The organism is Actinacidiphila oryziradicis (assembly GCF_005047355.1).
GTDB classification, from domain to species: domain Bacteria; phylum Actinomycetota; class Actinomycetes; order Streptomycetales; family Streptomycetaceae; genus Actinacidiphila; species Actinacidiphila oryziradicis.
Genome location: NZ_SUMC01000095.1, coordinates 1 through 13,797, shown reverse-complemented (window position 1 = coordinate 13,797; position 13,797 = coordinate 1). Strand labels below are relative to the sequence as shown.

The 13,797-nt window shown below is 68.7% G+C and carries 12 protein-coding genes and 4 pseudogenes; 8 read left to right on the top strand and 8 right to left on the bottom strand.

From position 1 onward, the window contains the following. Nucleotides 1-28: 28 nt before the first annotated feature. The 3 genes from FCI23_RS44315 to FCI23_RS44300 form a co-directional block, all read right to left on the bottom strand. On the bottom strand, nt 29-1,069 hold the full coding sequence (locus tag FCI23_RS44315; RefSeq protein ID WP_246144652.1) for a tyrosine-type recombinase/integrase: 1,041 nt from the start codon (nt 1,067-1,069) through the stop codon (nt 29-31). A 1,052-nt stretch (nt 1,070-2,121) separates the two neighbouring features. Next, on the bottom strand, nt 2,122-3,273 hold the full coding sequence (locus FCI23_RS44305) for a tyrosine-type recombinase/integrase (protein ID WP_246144651.1): 1,152 nt from the start codon (nt 3,271-3,273) through the stop codon (nt 2,122-2,124). Between the two features lie 311 nt (nt 3,274-3,584). Further along, the gene (locus FCI23_RS44300; RefSeq protein WP_136729706.1) at nt 3,585-4,529 is read right to left on the bottom strand and encodes a LysR family transcriptional regulator; all 945 of its coding nucleotides are present in this window, start codon (nt 4,527-4,529) and stop codon (nt 3,585-3,587) included. An 80-nt stretch (nt 4,530-4,609) separates the two neighbouring features. Here FCI23_RS44300 and FCI23_RS44295 point away from each other — a divergent pair, with 80 nt between their 5' ends. Continuing rightward, nucleotides 4,610-5,716, top strand: a complete 1,107-nt coding sequence (locus FCI23_RS44295) for a carbon-nitrogen hydrolase family protein (RefSeq protein WP_246144650.1) — start codon at nt 4,610-4,612, stop codon at nt 5,714-5,716. Beyond that, nucleotides 5,713-6,672 carry a serine/threonine dehydratase gene (locus FCI23_RS44290; protein ID WP_136729705.1) on the top strand — a complete coding sequence of 320 codons (960 nt, stop codon included), beginning with the start codon at nt 5,713-5,715 and terminating at the stop codon, nt 6,670-6,672. Before FCI23_RS44295 ends, FCI23_RS44290 begins: the two co-directional genes overlap by 4 nt. Before the next feature lie 50 nt (nt 6,673-6,722). Here the strand turns inward: FCI23_RS44290 and FCI23_RS44285 are convergent, their stop codons facing one another. From FCI23_RS44285 to ndhC, 5 genes and pseudogenes are all read right to left on the bottom strand, one after another. After that, nucleotides 6,723-7,151: a transcriptional regulator gene (locus tag FCI23_RS44285; RefSeq protein WP_322973992.1), complete on the bottom strand. Its 429-nt coding sequence runs from the start codon at nt 7,149-7,151 to the stop codon at nt 6,723-6,725. Then, nucleotides 7,141-7,563 (bottom strand): hypothetical protein, encoded by a 423-nt coding sequence (locus tag FCI23_RS44280; RefSeq protein ID WP_136729704.1) that lies wholly within the window; start codon nt 7,561-7,563, stop codon nt 7,141-7,143. The genes FCI23_RS44285 and FCI23_RS44280 overlap by 11 nt, the downstream gene beginning before the upstream one ends. Nucleotides 7,564-8,182: 619 nt before the next feature. Beyond that, the gene (locus FCI23_RS44270; protein ID WP_246144649.1) at nt 8,183-9,418 is read right to left on the bottom strand and encodes an RNA polymerase sigma factor; all 1,236 of its coding nucleotides are present in this window, start codon (nt 9,416-9,418) and stop codon (nt 8,183-8,185) included. A 97-nt stretch (nt 9,419-9,515) separates the two neighbouring features. Then, nucleotides 9,516-9,782: pseudogene (locus FCI23_RS61195) on the bottom strand (hypothetical protein); the annotation flags it as partial. 45 nt (nt 9,783-9,827) lie between these two features. Continuing rightward, nucleotides 9,828-9,956, bottom strand: a pseudogene (gene ndhC, locus FCI23_RS58790) (NADH-quinone oxidoreductase subunit A); the annotation flags it as partial. Nucleotides 9,957-10,044: 88 nt separating this feature from the next. Here ndhC and FCI23_RS44260 point away from each other — a divergent pair. From FCI23_RS44260 to FCI23_RS61185, 6 genes and pseudogenes are all read left to right on the top strand, one after another. Beyond that, nucleotides 10,045-10,446: a GntR family transcriptional regulator gene (locus FCI23_RS44260; protein ID WP_136729703.1), complete on the top strand. Its 402-nt coding sequence runs from the start codon at nt 10,045-10,047 to the stop codon at nt 10,444-10,446. Further along, complete coding sequence (locus FCI23_RS44255; protein WP_136729702.1) at nt 10,443-11,315, top strand: ATP-binding cassette domain-containing protein; 873 nt, start codon at nt 10,443-10,445, stop codon at nt 11,313-11,315. The genes FCI23_RS44260 and FCI23_RS44255 overlap by 4 nt, the downstream gene beginning before the upstream one ends. A 29-nt stretch (nt 11,316-11,344) precedes the next feature. Then, nucleotides 11,345-12,271, top strand: a complete 927-nt coding sequence (locus tag FCI23_RS44250) for a hypothetical protein (RefSeq protein ID WP_136729701.1) — start codon at nt 11,345-11,347, stop codon at nt 12,269-12,271. 101 nt (nt 12,272-12,372) lie between these two features. Continuing rightward, a complete protein-coding gene (locus FCI23_RS57385; protein WP_169317245.1) occupies nt 12,373-12,522 on the top strand; it encodes a hypothetical protein in 150 nt (49 codons plus the stop codon). A 226-nt stretch (nt 12,523-12,748) separates the two neighbouring features. Beyond that, a pseudogene (locus tag FCI23_RS61190) lies at nt 12,749-12,973 on the top strand (transposase); the annotation flags it as partial. Between the two features lie 244 nt (nt 12,974-13,217). Further along, nucleotides 13,218-13,797, top strand: a pseudogene (locus tag FCI23_RS61185) (IS1182 family transposase); the annotation flags it as partial.

The window sequence follows — 13,797 nt, the reverse complement described above, 5'->3', positions numbered from 1 at the left end:
ACGTCAATGAACCGGCCCGAAGAGGAGATCACGCATCCCCAAGCGCGTCTGAGGCAGTGGAGTCACCGAGTTCCGCGAGGAGCTCGCAGATCCGGCCGGAGATCGCGGTGTGCCGTTCGACCTCACGAGGCCAGCCGCGTTCGACCGCGTCCTGGACCAGCTCGCGCTCGCGGACCAGCCGCTCCCGCAGTCGCGGTACGTACTCGCTGGTGGTGAAGAACTTCGAGCACCGCAGGTAGAGGTCACATTCGCAAGGCCCTTCGGCCGGGGTGCGCAGGCAGTGGCCGAGTTCGAGTTCGGTCTTGAAGAAGTTGGTCTTCAGCCAGTGGACGGTTTCCTCGCCGAGCTGGTTGGCCAGGAGTGCCTCGGCGGCCGGGCCGGCGATGCGTCCGCCGGCGGCGATGACCTTTTCGTACTGCTCTTTGAGCACGGGGTCGCTGATGTGGGAGTAGGTCGCTGACATCTGCGCGCTGCGGTGGCCCAGGATGGCCATGATGGTCTGGATCTGGGCGCCGCCCTCGGCGAGCTGGGTGCCGACGGAATGCCGGAACCTGTGGGCGGTGACGGTGTGGTTGCCGTCGCCGTCGAGGAGCCCGGCCTTGCGGCAGGCGATCTCCAGGGCGTCGTCGAAGAGGAAGAACCTGCCCATCGGCTCGCCTCGGCGCATGAACACGTAGCGGACCGGCCGCTGGGCCCACGGGTCGTGGCGGGCGGCGGCGTTGCCGGTCTTGGCGGTCTCGATCAGGCTCCGCAGTGCGTCGGCGGCCTGCGGGTGCAGCGGGATCATGCGTTCGGTGTAGGTCTTGCCGACCGGGATCCGTAGCCGGGGATAGCCGTCGGGATAGGCATCGAGGCAGTCGACGGGCAGGCGGGCGATTTCGCCGCGGCGGGCACCGCTCCACCGTAAGAGCAACAGCGCTGTTCTCTGGTGGGGTCCTCCAGGTCCCCGACAGCTTGCATGAGACGGTCCAGCTGGTCGCGGGGGATGAACCGGGGCAGCCTTGACGGCAACTTCGGCAGGTCGGAACGCCCCAGTAACGGCCTGGCCGGGACGTCCGTCCAGCCCCACTGGCTGGTCTCACGGAAGAACTGCAGCAGCGGGCTGATGTAGGTGTAACGGGTGCGGGCCGACAGCGGCCGGCCGTTGCGCGGGTTGATCCGCTCGTGCTGGTGGGTCAGGAAGCCCTCGAAGTGAGCCCGGGTCAGCTCCGCGAGGCTCGTCAGATCGGGAACTTCCTGGGCGAGCCAACGAAGGAAGTAGCGGAAGGCGTCCCGGCAGTTGCGCACGGATTCGGCCCGGTCGGTGGTCTGCAGCCGTCCGGACAGCCACCGGTTGACTGGTGCTGCGATCGCGGGCGGGGTGCCTGGGGAGGTGAGTTCTTCGCGCCATAGCTCGCACGTCTTCAGCCCGTGGAACGGTGGTTCTTTGACCTGCCCGGTGTTGAACAGCAGCACGTGCAGTCCGTGCAGCCGGCTCAGGCATGCCTTTTCGAACTCGGCGGTGAGCGTGGCCGGGTCGCTGTCGCGGCGGTTGCGGTGGACGTGGGCGGCTCGGATGGTCCGTGCTTCCGGCATCGCGCACCAGCGGTGGATCTCTTCGCCGAACGTGGCAAGGTCGGTGTAGGTGATGGCGGTGATGTCCGGATCGCCCTTCCAGAGGACGAGGCGGGCAATTCCCCAGGTCAGCAGGGACCGGCCGCTGCGGTAGCCGAGTTGCCGCTGGCGTTCCTCCAGCGCGTCGACCAGGTCCAGGTCCATCCCGAGCGTCGGGGCGACGCGGGGGTTGAACGTCGAAGTTCCGGGCCAGCACCCAGTCGGCGTCCATCGGGATGCGGTGGATCAGTGAGAGGTAGGCCAGGTAGGAGCCTGCTTCGTGGGAAATGCCCAGGTGCTTGCCGGAGCCCGCAGGCGCATCGGCGTGCAGGTCCAGTCGGTCCAGCAGCGGAGCGGCGAACCAGTCCTCCAGGTCAGGCCAGTGCTGGACGAACCTGTTGTAGAAGAACAGCCGGGAGCTGATCGTCCCTCGCGCGCTGGCGAAGGTGGCGCGGACCCACGCGGTGTATTTTTCCCGCGGGGCGTGGCGCCGCCGGTCCGGTAGGTCCGGGACCGCGGCCAAGGCTTTCACCGCTTGTTCTCCAATGCCCGGGTGTAGTCGGCCAGTACCGCCTCATCGGAAACCCGGGTGTAGATCTTCGTCGATTCCGGCGAAGCGTGTCCGAGTCGTTTCTGCAGCGACAGCTCGCGCATCCCGCCCTCCCACATCGCTGTGGCGTGGGTGTGCCGCAAAGCGTGCGGAGTGGTCTCTGGCGTGCGCGCGCCGAGCTTCGCCATCCGGCGGGAGAACAACCGGACGAGTGCGTCGTAGCTCAGCGGCTCCAGTCGCCGGGATCCGTTGCCGCCGACGAGGAACACGAACGGGCTGGCGGACTCCAGAGGGCGCTCGTGCATGACGTAGCGGCTGACCGCGTCCAGTGTGCGCGGGTCGTGCAGGTCAACGACCCGCTCAGAGCGCGACTTCCCGCGCGCTCCGCCGGGATGGTCGTCACGCTTGCCGATCGTCACCCGTCGCCGCCCATAGGAGAGGTCGGCCAGATGAAGGGACAGCACCTCGCCCGGCCGCAGTCCGCCGTCCAGCATCAGCAGGAACATCGCCAGGTCACGCAGCTTGGTCAAGCTCGTGATGAAGCTCTCCAACACCGCCTCGTTCAACGGACGCGGCAGACGCCGCGGCTGCTTCACCGTGACCGTGCGCCGCACCGGCTGCTGGCGGCTGGCCTTACCCATGAACGGCTGATGACGGCCCGGCACCCTCGCGAGAGCCGGGTCCGGGTGCATCTGCATCGGCGAGTCCTCGCCTTCGTACTCCTCGGCGACCATGGCCCAGTCATAGAAGCTCGACACCGCGGCCAGGATGCGGTTTACCGTCGACGGCGACAGCAGACTGCCAGGCAGGCCCGCTCCGCCGACCACAACCGTCAACCCGAGACGCTGCGCTGGCCGGCGGCTCGGCTGACGGCGCAGGAACCCCAGCAGCCGCAACGCATCCGGCGCCCGGGACTCCCGCCATTCCAGACCCTCCCGAGCCAGGAACGTGAACAGGTACTTCAGGTCGTAGGCGTAAGCGCACCAAGTGTTTGGTGACAGCCCCCGATCACTGAGATGCCCCAGAAACCGGCAGACCGGGCCGACCTCGGAACCGGAAGCGTCGATCAACCGGACGCGACGGACGACGCCGCCGTCGCGTTCCTTCACCACACGCAGTTCGCAGTCCACGGCACCGCTCAACGAGCTGCGGCAAGGAGCGGTACGCCTATAAGCCGAACATCACCCGCGAGTGTCCAGATAAGAACCTATACGGCCGGTTCGAGCTGGATATGAACAGTCGTCTGGACCTGGATCTGGCCGTCGCGGTAACGGTGCCCGGCCCTCGCCATGCGCAGGACGTGGTCGCCTCTGCGCCGGTGTGACATCGGCGGACGTCGACAGCGGACCGCCCTTCACCTCACTGGCCTGACAGGGCGCTCGGACGGGCCTGTGACGTGCGCAGCCGTTCGAGACCGGATCTCCGATGGCAACTCGCCGCTTCAGGCTTCGTCAGCGGGTGTTTCTTTCGCGTCGGAACCCGCGCCGACGTCTCGGCTCTGGATCGTTGCGGCTGCACGGTGCAGTTCAGTGAGCACCATCCGTACGGCTCGCCGTGCGGCACGTTCGGGGCGGTGGAGCACATCGATATGGCGTCGGGTATACACGCCGCTGAGCGGTCTGAGGATCAGTGCGGGGTGCGGGCGTGTGGTCCAGCGGGGCATCAGGGCCAGGCCGCCTCCGGCGGCTACGGCTTCGGCGACCACCGCGAATTCGTTGATGCGATGGACGATGTTGAGCCGTCGGTTCGCGGCGGTCGCGATGGCGTCGATGGTGGCCATCAGCGGGAAGCCGTCGTTAACGGTGATCCAGGGTTGATCCGCGACGTCTCGCGGGGTGAGGCGTCGTTGGGCGGCCAAGGGGTGGTCGGTCGGCAGGGCGATGTCGAGCGGTTCACGCAGCAGCGTGCTGGCGGTGACCGTAGTCGGCCACCGCGGCGCTTGGTCGAGACGGTGGGCGAGTACGAGGTCGTAGTCCCGGGTCAGTCGCGGGAAATGGTCTTGCGCGACGTCCTCGTCGGCGAACGAGATCTGCGGGCGTCCAGGGCCGGCCTGGGCAAGCAGCAGTGGGAAGAATGAGGCGGCCGCGCTGTGGAAAGCCGTTACCGACACATCTGCGTCCGGCTGGTCGACGAACTCCTCAATGGTGTGCCGTGCCCTGGCCAGCGCGGTCTCCACCTCGATCGCCGCACTGGCCAGGGCTTGTCCGGCATCGGTGAGCACCAACCGCCGTCCGTCACGTTCGGTGAGTGGGACCGGGATCGAGCGTTGCAGCAGCCGTAGCTGTTGGGAGATTGCCGAGGGAGTCATCAACAGCGCCTCGGCGGTCGCGGTGACGCTTCCCAGCTCGCCGAGCTCCCGCAAGATCTGCAACTGCCGCTCATTCATCCTCTCAGTGTAGTGATGCTTCAGGATTGTTGAAGAACCTCGCCCTTGGCTTCAGGGTGGAAGCAGTGCAGCGTATAGGCATGACCAGTGACGACAGCACGTACAACAGCCCGGACATAGGTCCCGGCCAGGCGAGAGTCGTTCGGGCAGGCGTAGTGCAGGCCGCCCCGGTTCCGTTCGATCCGGTGGCCACGTTGCGTGTTGTGGAACGGTGGCTGTCCGAGGCAGCCGAGCGGAACCTGGATCTCGTGGTGTTCCCTGAGGCATTCATCGGCGGGTACCCCAAGGGATCGGCGTTTGGGGGGGTAGTGGGCGACCGAACCACTGCCGGACGAGACGAGTTCGCCCGGTATTGGAACGGCGCCGTGGAGGTGCCCGGCCCTGTCACGGACCGCCTGAGCGAACTGGCGGCCGATGCCCGCACACACCTGGTCATCGGCGTCGTCGAACGGGAATACGGCACGCTCTACTGCACGGTCCTGTTCTTCTCCGACACAGGAGCCTTCCTCGGGAAGCGGCGCAAGCTCATGCCTACCGGCGCCGAGCGGATGATCTGGGGGTTCGGCGACGGCTCAACCCTTGAGGTGCACCCTACGAAGCTCGGCCGACTCGGGGCCGTGATCTGCTGGGAAAACCTCATGCCCGCGACGCGGATGGCCATGTATGCGCAAGGCATTGAACTGTACTGTGCGCCGACAGCGGACAGCAGGGAAAGCCACCACGCGACCATGCGCCATATCGCCATGGAAGGCAGATGCTTCGTGCTGGCGGCGAACCAATGCCTGCGCACGGGGGACTTCCCCCTGGACCACCCCACGCCGTACGGCGACGACCCAGAGCAACTCATCTCCCGGGGTGGCAGCAGCATCATCGGCCCGCTAGGCGAAGTGCTGGCCGGGCCCGTCCTGGATCAGGAGGCCCTACTGACCGCGGACCTCGACATGGCACTGATCCCACGCGCTCGCTACGACTTCGACCCCGTCGGCCACTACGCGCGGCCCGACATCTTCCGCCTCCACGTGGACACCACAGTCCGCCGCGCCGTACAGACCAACGACAGTCTGAGCGCATCCCCCTCGGCCGACCTGCCCACCACGTTCACCTCGTCGCGTGCCACGCCTGACGACACGACCGATATGCCCATCCTCGCTCAGAGGTATCCCGGCTCCCTTGGACACCGCCCATGAATGCACAGCCCGTCAACATCCCCTCTTTGAACGACATCGCGTCTGCAGCCAGACGGATCCGCAACGTAGTGCGCCGCACACCCGTGATACAGGTGGCGGCCGGGGAATTGGACGTGCCCGTCCCTGTCATTTTGAAGCTGGAATTCCTCCAGCACACCGGCTCCTTCAAAGTCCGCGGCGCATCCAACGCGCTCGCCCTCCTGCGCGCCGCGGAACGCAGCGCCCCGACCGCCGGCGTCTGCTGCGCGTCGGGAGGCAACCACGGGGCCGCCGTGGCCTGGGCGGCGCGCGAAGCGGGCCTGCCCGCCACCGTGTTCGTGCCCGACTTCTCACCCAAGGCCAAGACCGACGTCATCGAATCTTTCGGTGCACGCCTGCGCCGCGTCGAAGGCTTCTACGCCGACGCACTGGCAGCCAGCCAGGACCATGCCCGGCACGAGGGCGCCTTCCACATCGACGCCTACGACGACCCTCAGACGGTGGCAGGGCAGGGCACGCTCGGCCTGGAGCTCGCCGAGCAGGTACCGGAGGGACAGCCCGTGCTGGTCGGGTGCGGTGGAGGAGGCCTGTACGCAGGGGTCGCCCTGGCGCTGGACGGACGCAACCGCGTGACCGCAGCCGAACCGTCCTCAGCGCCCTCGCTCACAGCAGCGCTGGAGGCAGGGAAACCAGTGGACGTGGAAGTCGGCGGGATCGCCTTGGACAGCTTGGGTGCCCGCCGGGCGGGCCGCATAGCCACCGCTGTCGGCCTCTCGCTCGGCATGAAGACCCTCACCGTCGCAGACGAGGACATCGCCGCCGCCCGCGTACTCCTCTGGCAGCGGCTGCGCATCGTGGCCGAACCCGGCGGAGCCACCGCTCTCGCCACGCTGCTCGCCCACCCCGAACACTTCCCGGACGGGGCCACCGTCGTCGTCTCAGGAGCCAACACAGCACCCTCGTCGGGAGTGTCATGAATTAGGTGTGTATCTCCCCGAAGGAGTCACCTGATGAGTACGACAACTGATCACCTGATCGAGGCTGCTGGCGGTGTGTCGCTTGCTGTGGCCGGTGAGAGCGTCGAGGGTGCCGACGTGAAGTCGATGCCGGTGTCACAGAACGGTCTGTCCAGCGAGTTGCTGGAGGAGCTGGCCGCGCTCGCGGCTGCCTGGAGCGCGTCGAGGTGGGCAGCGAGCGCGTCGCCGCCCACAGGAGTCAGCGCAAGCCAGGTTCGGGCCCTGCGGCCGAGGCGACCCTTGCGGACGTCGATGTAGCCAGCTTCTTCGAGCGTCCTGGCGATCTTGCTCAGCGCCGAGTCGGACAGTTCGCATCGGTCGCGTACGAGCGCGAAGTCCGCCTCGATACAACCGGAGAGGAATGCCAACACAGCCAGCCGACTCGGATGGTGCAGGAGTTCGTTGAAGCCCGCCTCGACCAGGCCCCGATCAGCGGGCACGGGCTCCCCCAGCGCCGGGAGGCAGTGACCGGTTGCGCCGCGCGAAGAGGCCCCAGGCCGCTGCGGAGCCAACGACGGCGGGGACCACGATGCACGTGGCGTTACCGCTGCTGACGAGCCGGCACACTGCCCAGGTGGCAAAGCTCAACGCGCCGAGCCCCACCGCCTCACCCACGAGCCGTATGTTGCGAAGGCGTTTGGACAGTGTGTCCTTCACCCCTGTGACCTGGACGCTCATCCGGCGGGCCAACCATGCGATGCACCAGGTGAGCATCGCTCCCGGCAGTGCAGCCAGCGGTACCTCCTGCGTGGCGGCAAGCGCCGCCACGTCCAGGCCGACGAGCAGACCCGCCATCATCGGGAACCAACCCGGAGCCCGCCGCCCCCGCACCCCCGCCCGAACCGACTTCACGTGAGCCAGCGTGTCCGCCGCCTGCGCCGGGGACACCACCGCGCGCTGTGAACCGCCGCTTTGATCACCAAGAGACACGAGACCGCACGACCTTCTCTGCAGCAGAACGATGAGGTTGCCAGCATGACACACACTTTCCTAGCCGGAAAGTCACATGTTCAGCCCACGGGGAACCGCTGCCCGCAGTTGACGTTGACCGGGAGATCCAGCGAGCAACTGTGGGGTTGTCCCCGAGCAAGGAGTGCCCGTTTTCAACGAGCGCCATCACCATCAAGGCCGAACGGTGCGGCCCCTACCGCGACGCCTTCGGCCTGTGCACCGACTGCGGACTGCGCGGCCGCGTCCAGCACCGCTGCACAGCCGACGACCCCGACCGCGCCCGCGAGTCCATCCGCGCCCCCCACGCCCCGCCCTGGAAGTGGGTGTCCTGTCCGCACGGCTACGTCGGCCAGCCGGAGGTTCGCCCGAGCGTCTTGTACGGACTGGCCCCGGCTGCTGCGCGAGCGCACCGCCGTGGACGTCAGCCGCAGGGCAGCCGCCGTCTCCTCCACGCTCCGGTCCTCCCAGTAGCGCAGTACCAGATCCCGATTCAATGCGTGTCCCTGAGGCCCTGTCGGCTCTATTCGGACGGGACGCAGGCGGGCACCTGGCGCACCAGTGTGAAGCCCAGTCCCTGCACCTGGCCGGGCTCGAACCTCGCGACGAACAGCAGGTAGTCCCCGGCGGGGATGGCACTGGGGTTGATCAGGTGGTAGATCCCGTCGGGCTCCCTGCGCGTGTCGGAGGGGGGCATCACCTTCTTGAGGTCGCCACGCGCGCTGCCGTCGTTGTGGATCGTGGCGTGGCAGGACGCCGTCGGCGTCAGCACTGCGGCGGGGATGCCGGCCTTGTCCAGGGCGGCCTGCAGTCCGGGGACGCCCTTGGGGTTGAACAGCTGTATGGCGACCATGCCGCCCGGCTTGGACTGCACGGCGTAGTCGGCGTTGACGATGTTCAGGCCGGTGCTGAGACTGCCCGAGGTGGGCGTGGGCGTGGCCGACGTGCCGGGGCCGGTGTTCACGGTGCCGTGTGGTGCCTGTGCGGCCTGCTGCGTGCTGTGCGACCCGGACGCCAGCGGCAGGGCGACCGCCACTGCGGCGGCGGTCGCGACGGCGCCGATGGTGAGGGTCATCCGGCGGCGCGGCGCGCGGAGCCGGAGCAGAGCACGGTGGCCGGCGGGGGCCGACAGGGACGTCGCGTGGGCGTTCAGTTCGTCCGCGAGCTGCTGCTTGAAGTGCAGGGGAGCGTTCACTGGGCGGCCTCCAGAAGGTTTTCGCAGGTGGCTGGCCGGTGGTGCGCAGGGCTTGCGGGCGCGGTGTAGCCGTACGCGGGCGGTGGTCGAGCTGATGCCCAGCGCGTGGGCTGCCTCGCGGATCGTCAGCCCGTCCAGGGCGACCAGGTCGAGCACCTGGCGCAGCGGGTCGGACAGTGCGGCGTGGGCGGTCGCCATCTGCCGGGCGGCGCGGTCGGCGTCGATCCGTGCCTCGATGGCGTTGACGTCCTGGTCGTCCAGCAGCCGCCGCCCGCATATCCGAGCGACTGCCTGCTGCTCGCGGGCGCTGCCCTGGAAGTGGGCGTGGATGACATTGCGGGATATGCCGTAGAGCCAGGCGATCGGCGCACCGCGCCGGGCGTCATAGGTGTGCGCACCCTCCAGGGCGGCCACGAAGATGTCCGCCGTCAGGTCGGCGGCCAGGTGCGGGTCATCGACGCGCCTGGTGACGAAACCGAGCACAGCGTCGAACTGCTGCTCGTAGAACGTGGCGAACCCGGCCGGGTCGCGCACAGGTGGTGCTGGCGGATGCTCCGTTGGCACGGATGGCTCCTCAAGACAGGTCGAAGGTGCGATGCCTTACACCTCTACTTGGCCGCAGCGCCCGAAAGCGTTACATCCGCGCTCCGTCAGCAGCCCTTCAACCCTGCCCGGGAATATTCCTCGGCCCAGCCACGGAGCCCTTCCTACGACGGCACAAGGCTACGGAACCGTGGTTGCCTGATGGGTTGTGGTTTGCGGGTGGACACGGCCCTGGCCAGGGCGTCGGTGACCAGGGCGGATGCGGCAGGCCGAGCGGACCCCGCCCGTGGGTGCGGGCGACGTCTTTGACGGTGTAGGCCAGTGGCTGGGGGAGTTCGGTGCCGCGTTCACTGACGGCGGTCTGGCGCTCCAGCAGGGTGTCGGCGTCCAGGCCGGTGTCGAAGGCGCGGCGCAGGTTGGTCGGGGTGATGTCGAAGGTCACGGCCCACGGGTAGAGGACGACGATCTCGATGTCGAAGACGATGAAGAGCGTCGCTGTCAGGTAGTACTTGATCGGGAAGCGGCCGCCGCCGACCGGCTGCTGGGTGGGCTCACGGCCGGGTGACTCCCGTCACATCCAGTTGACTTCAGCGCGCCGCAGCTCCTTAATCTTCTTTTACTACTTTGCTAGTGAAAGGGGGTTTGTCATGGAGAACCCGCGGCTCACGTATCGCATCGACCGGCACAGCGGCGTCTCCACATACATGCAACTCGTCCAGCAGACCGAACAGGCCCTGCGCTTGGGCCTGCTCCAGGTCGGCGACCAGCTCCCCACTACCCGCGAGGTGGTGGAGAGCACCACCATCAACCCCAACACCGTCCAGAAGGCCTATCGGCTCCTCGAGCAGGCCGGTCTCGTACAAGGCCGCCGCGGCCAGGGCACCTTCGTACTCCGCACCCTCGGCGACACCCCCGTGGACAGTTCCCTGCAGGACGAACTCGACGACTGGGGCCGCCGCGCGGCCGCCACCGGCCTCGGCCGCGACGACGCCTCGGCCCTGCTCAACGCCGTACTCGACACGCATTTCCCCCCTAAGGAGCAGCAGTGACCGCCCTCCAGGCCACCGGCCTCACCCGCCGACACCACCGCCGCGGCCCGGCCGCCCTCGACTCTGTCGACTTCGCCCTGCCCAAGGGCAGCATCTGCGCCCTCGTCGGCCGCAACGGCGCAGGCAAGTCCACCCTGCTGGAGCTCGCCGCAGGCGTCGACCGCCCCAGCGTCGGCAGCCTCACCGTGCTCGGCGAACCGGTCGGCGCCGCCCGCGCCCGCGTCGGCTACCTCGCGCAGGACCAGCCGCTCGACCCCAACTGGCGCATCAGCGACGTGCTCCGCATCGGCGCCCACCTCAACCCCGGCCGCTGGGACGCCGCGTACGCCGAGGGCATCGTCAAGCAGGGCGGCCTGGCACCCCGCACCCGCCTCAGCGCACTCTCCGGCGGCCAGCACACCCGCGTCGCCCTCGCCCTCGTCCTCGGCAAGCGCCCCGACCTGATCCTGCTCGACGAGCCGATGGCCGACCTCGACCCGCTCGCCCGCCACGAGCTCACCGGCAGCCTGCTCGGTCACGCCACCGAGCACGGCGCCACCGTGCTGCTCTCCTCGCACCACACCGGCGAACTCGCCGACGTCTGCGACCACCTGCTGCTGCTCGACGGCGGCCGACTGCGCCTCGCCGGCGCCATCGACGACCTGCTGGAAGCCCACCTCAGCGTCACCGGCCCCGGCGGCGTCCACGAACTTTCCCCGCACACCCTGGTCACCTACCAACGCTCGGGCCGCGGCACCGCCGCCCTGCTGCGCCCCGAAGGCGCGATCCCCTCCACCTGGCACAGCACCGTCCCCACCCTGGACGAACTCATCCTCGGCTACCTCGGCAGCCCCACCGCCCCCGCCCTGTACCTCAGCCCCGCCGCCTGACCCGGCCCATTCGAAAGCCAGCCCCTGCCATGACCCTCACCCTCGACCGCCCCCAGGCCGACACCACTATCCCGCGCGGCCTACTGCGCGTGACGCTGCGCCAGCACCGTCCCGGCCTCGCCGTGCTGGGCGCCATGTGGCTGCTCTGCCTCGCCGCCCTGTTCTGGTTCCGCTTCGGCGAGTACCGACTCACCCAGCTCACCCTTGCCCACTACGGCAACGTGGCGATGTACTGGTATGCGCACTGGTACCACGTCGACTACTTCAACGGCGACCTCTTCTGGGGCTTCGTCATCGCCACCCTCCTGCTGTACGCCGCCCTGCTCATCACCTGTGCCGCCAGCCTGCGCCGCGACCTACGGCTGCGCCTGCACGTCACGCTGTGGACGCAGGCCGTCTCCCCCGCCCAGTGGCTGCTGGCCAGGCTCGCCGTGTTCGCATCGATCGTGGTCCTCGGCTTCGGCAGCCTAGCCGCGCTCACCTCTGCCCTGCTGCACTGGGCGATGAAGCACCAGATCATCCTCGACGGCACACAGTCCACCTGGCTGCTCCGGCTCTCCGGCCCCTCCCTGGTCACCGGCGCCCTGCTGGTCATGGCCCTGGGCGTGCTGTTCTCGGTCGTCCCCGGCGGCCGCCCGACCCGCGTCCTCAGCTTTCTCGGCCTGTTCTCGGCTCTTTGCAGCCTCGGGTACCCGGTACGGACCCTCCTGCTCGGCGGGTCCAGCCAAATCACAGGTTCCGTCGTCCAACAACGCTTCCCCGGCGTCTTCCACCCCGACAGCGTCATCAAGGGCACCGACGTCATACTCACCGGCTATTCCCACACCGTGCTCACCGGCATCGACACCGCAGACTACTGGCAGCACCAACTCATCACCAGCGCATACGACCTGACGCTCGCCGCCAGCGCCGTGCTGCTCGCTCTCCACCTGCTGCGCCGCCGCGCAGCAGCCTGACGCTCAGATATTCACCGCTCAGGCGCGAGGACAGCCGTTGATGATGCGGTCCATCGCGTCCCTGCCCTGTGGGTCCGTCAGGCCGGTCATGTTCTCCCGGGGTGCAGCCCCACTCCTCGGGCAGGCGTAAGCAGGCGCTGCTGTTCGTGCGAGTCTGGGCCGAGGCGGTGCTCCGGCACGTCGAGCGGGTCCGCGCGATCCGCCGCAAGGACACGACCGACACCCGCAACCACGAGCGCATGGAGGACTGAGCGACTCTGTCGGGGATCTTGAGGTTCCTGGGCGGAAGGGCGTGGTCGTCGGGCAGGCTCGGCTTGGTTCCGAAGGTCGACTGCGTCGGGCAGGCTCGGCTTGGTTCCGAAGGTCGACTGCCGAACATGAGGTGAGCCGGTGTCTCTCCGTCCCCGTTGTGGTGAGCACGTTCCGTCCTCGACAGCGCGGGTGGCGCGGGCGAGCAATCCCCGGGGCACGACCGCGATGTGGGTGCGGGACCGGCTGGACGGTCTGTGGCACGACGAGGACTTCGACGCCTGGTATCCACGGGACGGGCGGCCCCGCCTGTCACCGGCCCAGCTCGCCACGGTGAGCGTGCTGCAGTTCTTGCTGAACCTCTCCGACCGGCAGGCGGCCGAGGCGGTGCGGTGCCGGATCGACTTCAAGTACGCCCTCGCGCTCGACCTGGACGATCCCGGCTTCCACCACAGCGTGCTGTCCGACTTCCGCGACCGGCTGGCCCAGGACAACCGCGCCGATGCCCTCCTGGACCTTGCGCTGGCCCGGCTGAGGGAAGCGGGGCTGGTCAAGGCGCGGGGGCGGCAGCGTACCGACTCCACCTACCTGCGGGCCGCCGTGCGCGAACTGACCCGGCTGGAGCTGATGTTGGAGACGGTCCGCGCCGCCCCTGGAGGAAGGTGCCCGCACCTGCCCGGAGGTCCTCGACGGCCTGGTGGACGAGGACTGGGCCCTGCGCTACGGGCGGCAGGTCCGCCTGGTCAGCCAGCCCAGCCATCCGGCCGCCCGGCTCAACCAGGCCGGCAACGATGCCGCCGACCTCCTCGAACGCGTCCGCGGCCACCGCCCGGGCACGGCGCCGGGGCCCGCGACGGAGGCGCTGCGTCAGATCATGGTCCAGCACTTCCTCATCGATGCCCGGGACCGGCTGCGTCCGCGGGCCGAGAAGGACGGTCTGCCGCCAACCGGCCGGCGCCTGGGGTCGCCCTACGACCTCGAGGCCCGCTACACGCGCCGCGGGCACCGGACCTGGGTCGGCTATCTCGCTCATGCCACCGAGACCTGCGACGAAGACAGCATCAACGTCATCACGGACGTGGCCACCACCGTCCCCACCGGCGACAGCGTGGCCCTGCCCGGCATCCACACCCGGCTGGGGCGCCGCCGCCTGCTGCCCACCGAGCACCTCGTCGACACCGGCTACACCTCCGTTGCACTCCATGACACCGCCGCCCGCACCCACCGCGTCACCATGGTCGGCCCGCTCAGGACCAACAACTCCCGGCAGCGCAAGA

Bases quoted from the DNA above. Each gene is read 5' to 3' on its own strand.
- FCI23_RS44300 (WP_136729706.1), bottom strand. From the start codon at position 4,529: ATGAATGAGCGGCAGTTGCAGATCTTGCGGGAGCTCGGCGAGCTGGGA.
- FCI23_RS44295 (WP_246144650.1), top strand. From the start codon at position 4,610: ATGACCAGTGACGACAGCACGTACAACAGCCCGGACATAGGTCCCGGC.
- FCI23_RS44290 (WP_136729705.1), top strand. From the start codon at position 5,713: ATGAATGCACAGCCCGTCAACATCCCCTCTTTGAACGACATCGCGTCT.
- FCI23_RS44260 (WP_136729703.1), top strand. From the start codon at position 10,045: ATGGAGAACCCGCGGCTCACGTATCGCATCGACCGGCACAGCGGCGTC.
- FCI23_RS44250 (WP_136729701.1), top strand. From the start codon at position 11,345: ATGACCCTCACCCTCGACCGCCCCCAGGCCGACACCACTATCCCGCGC.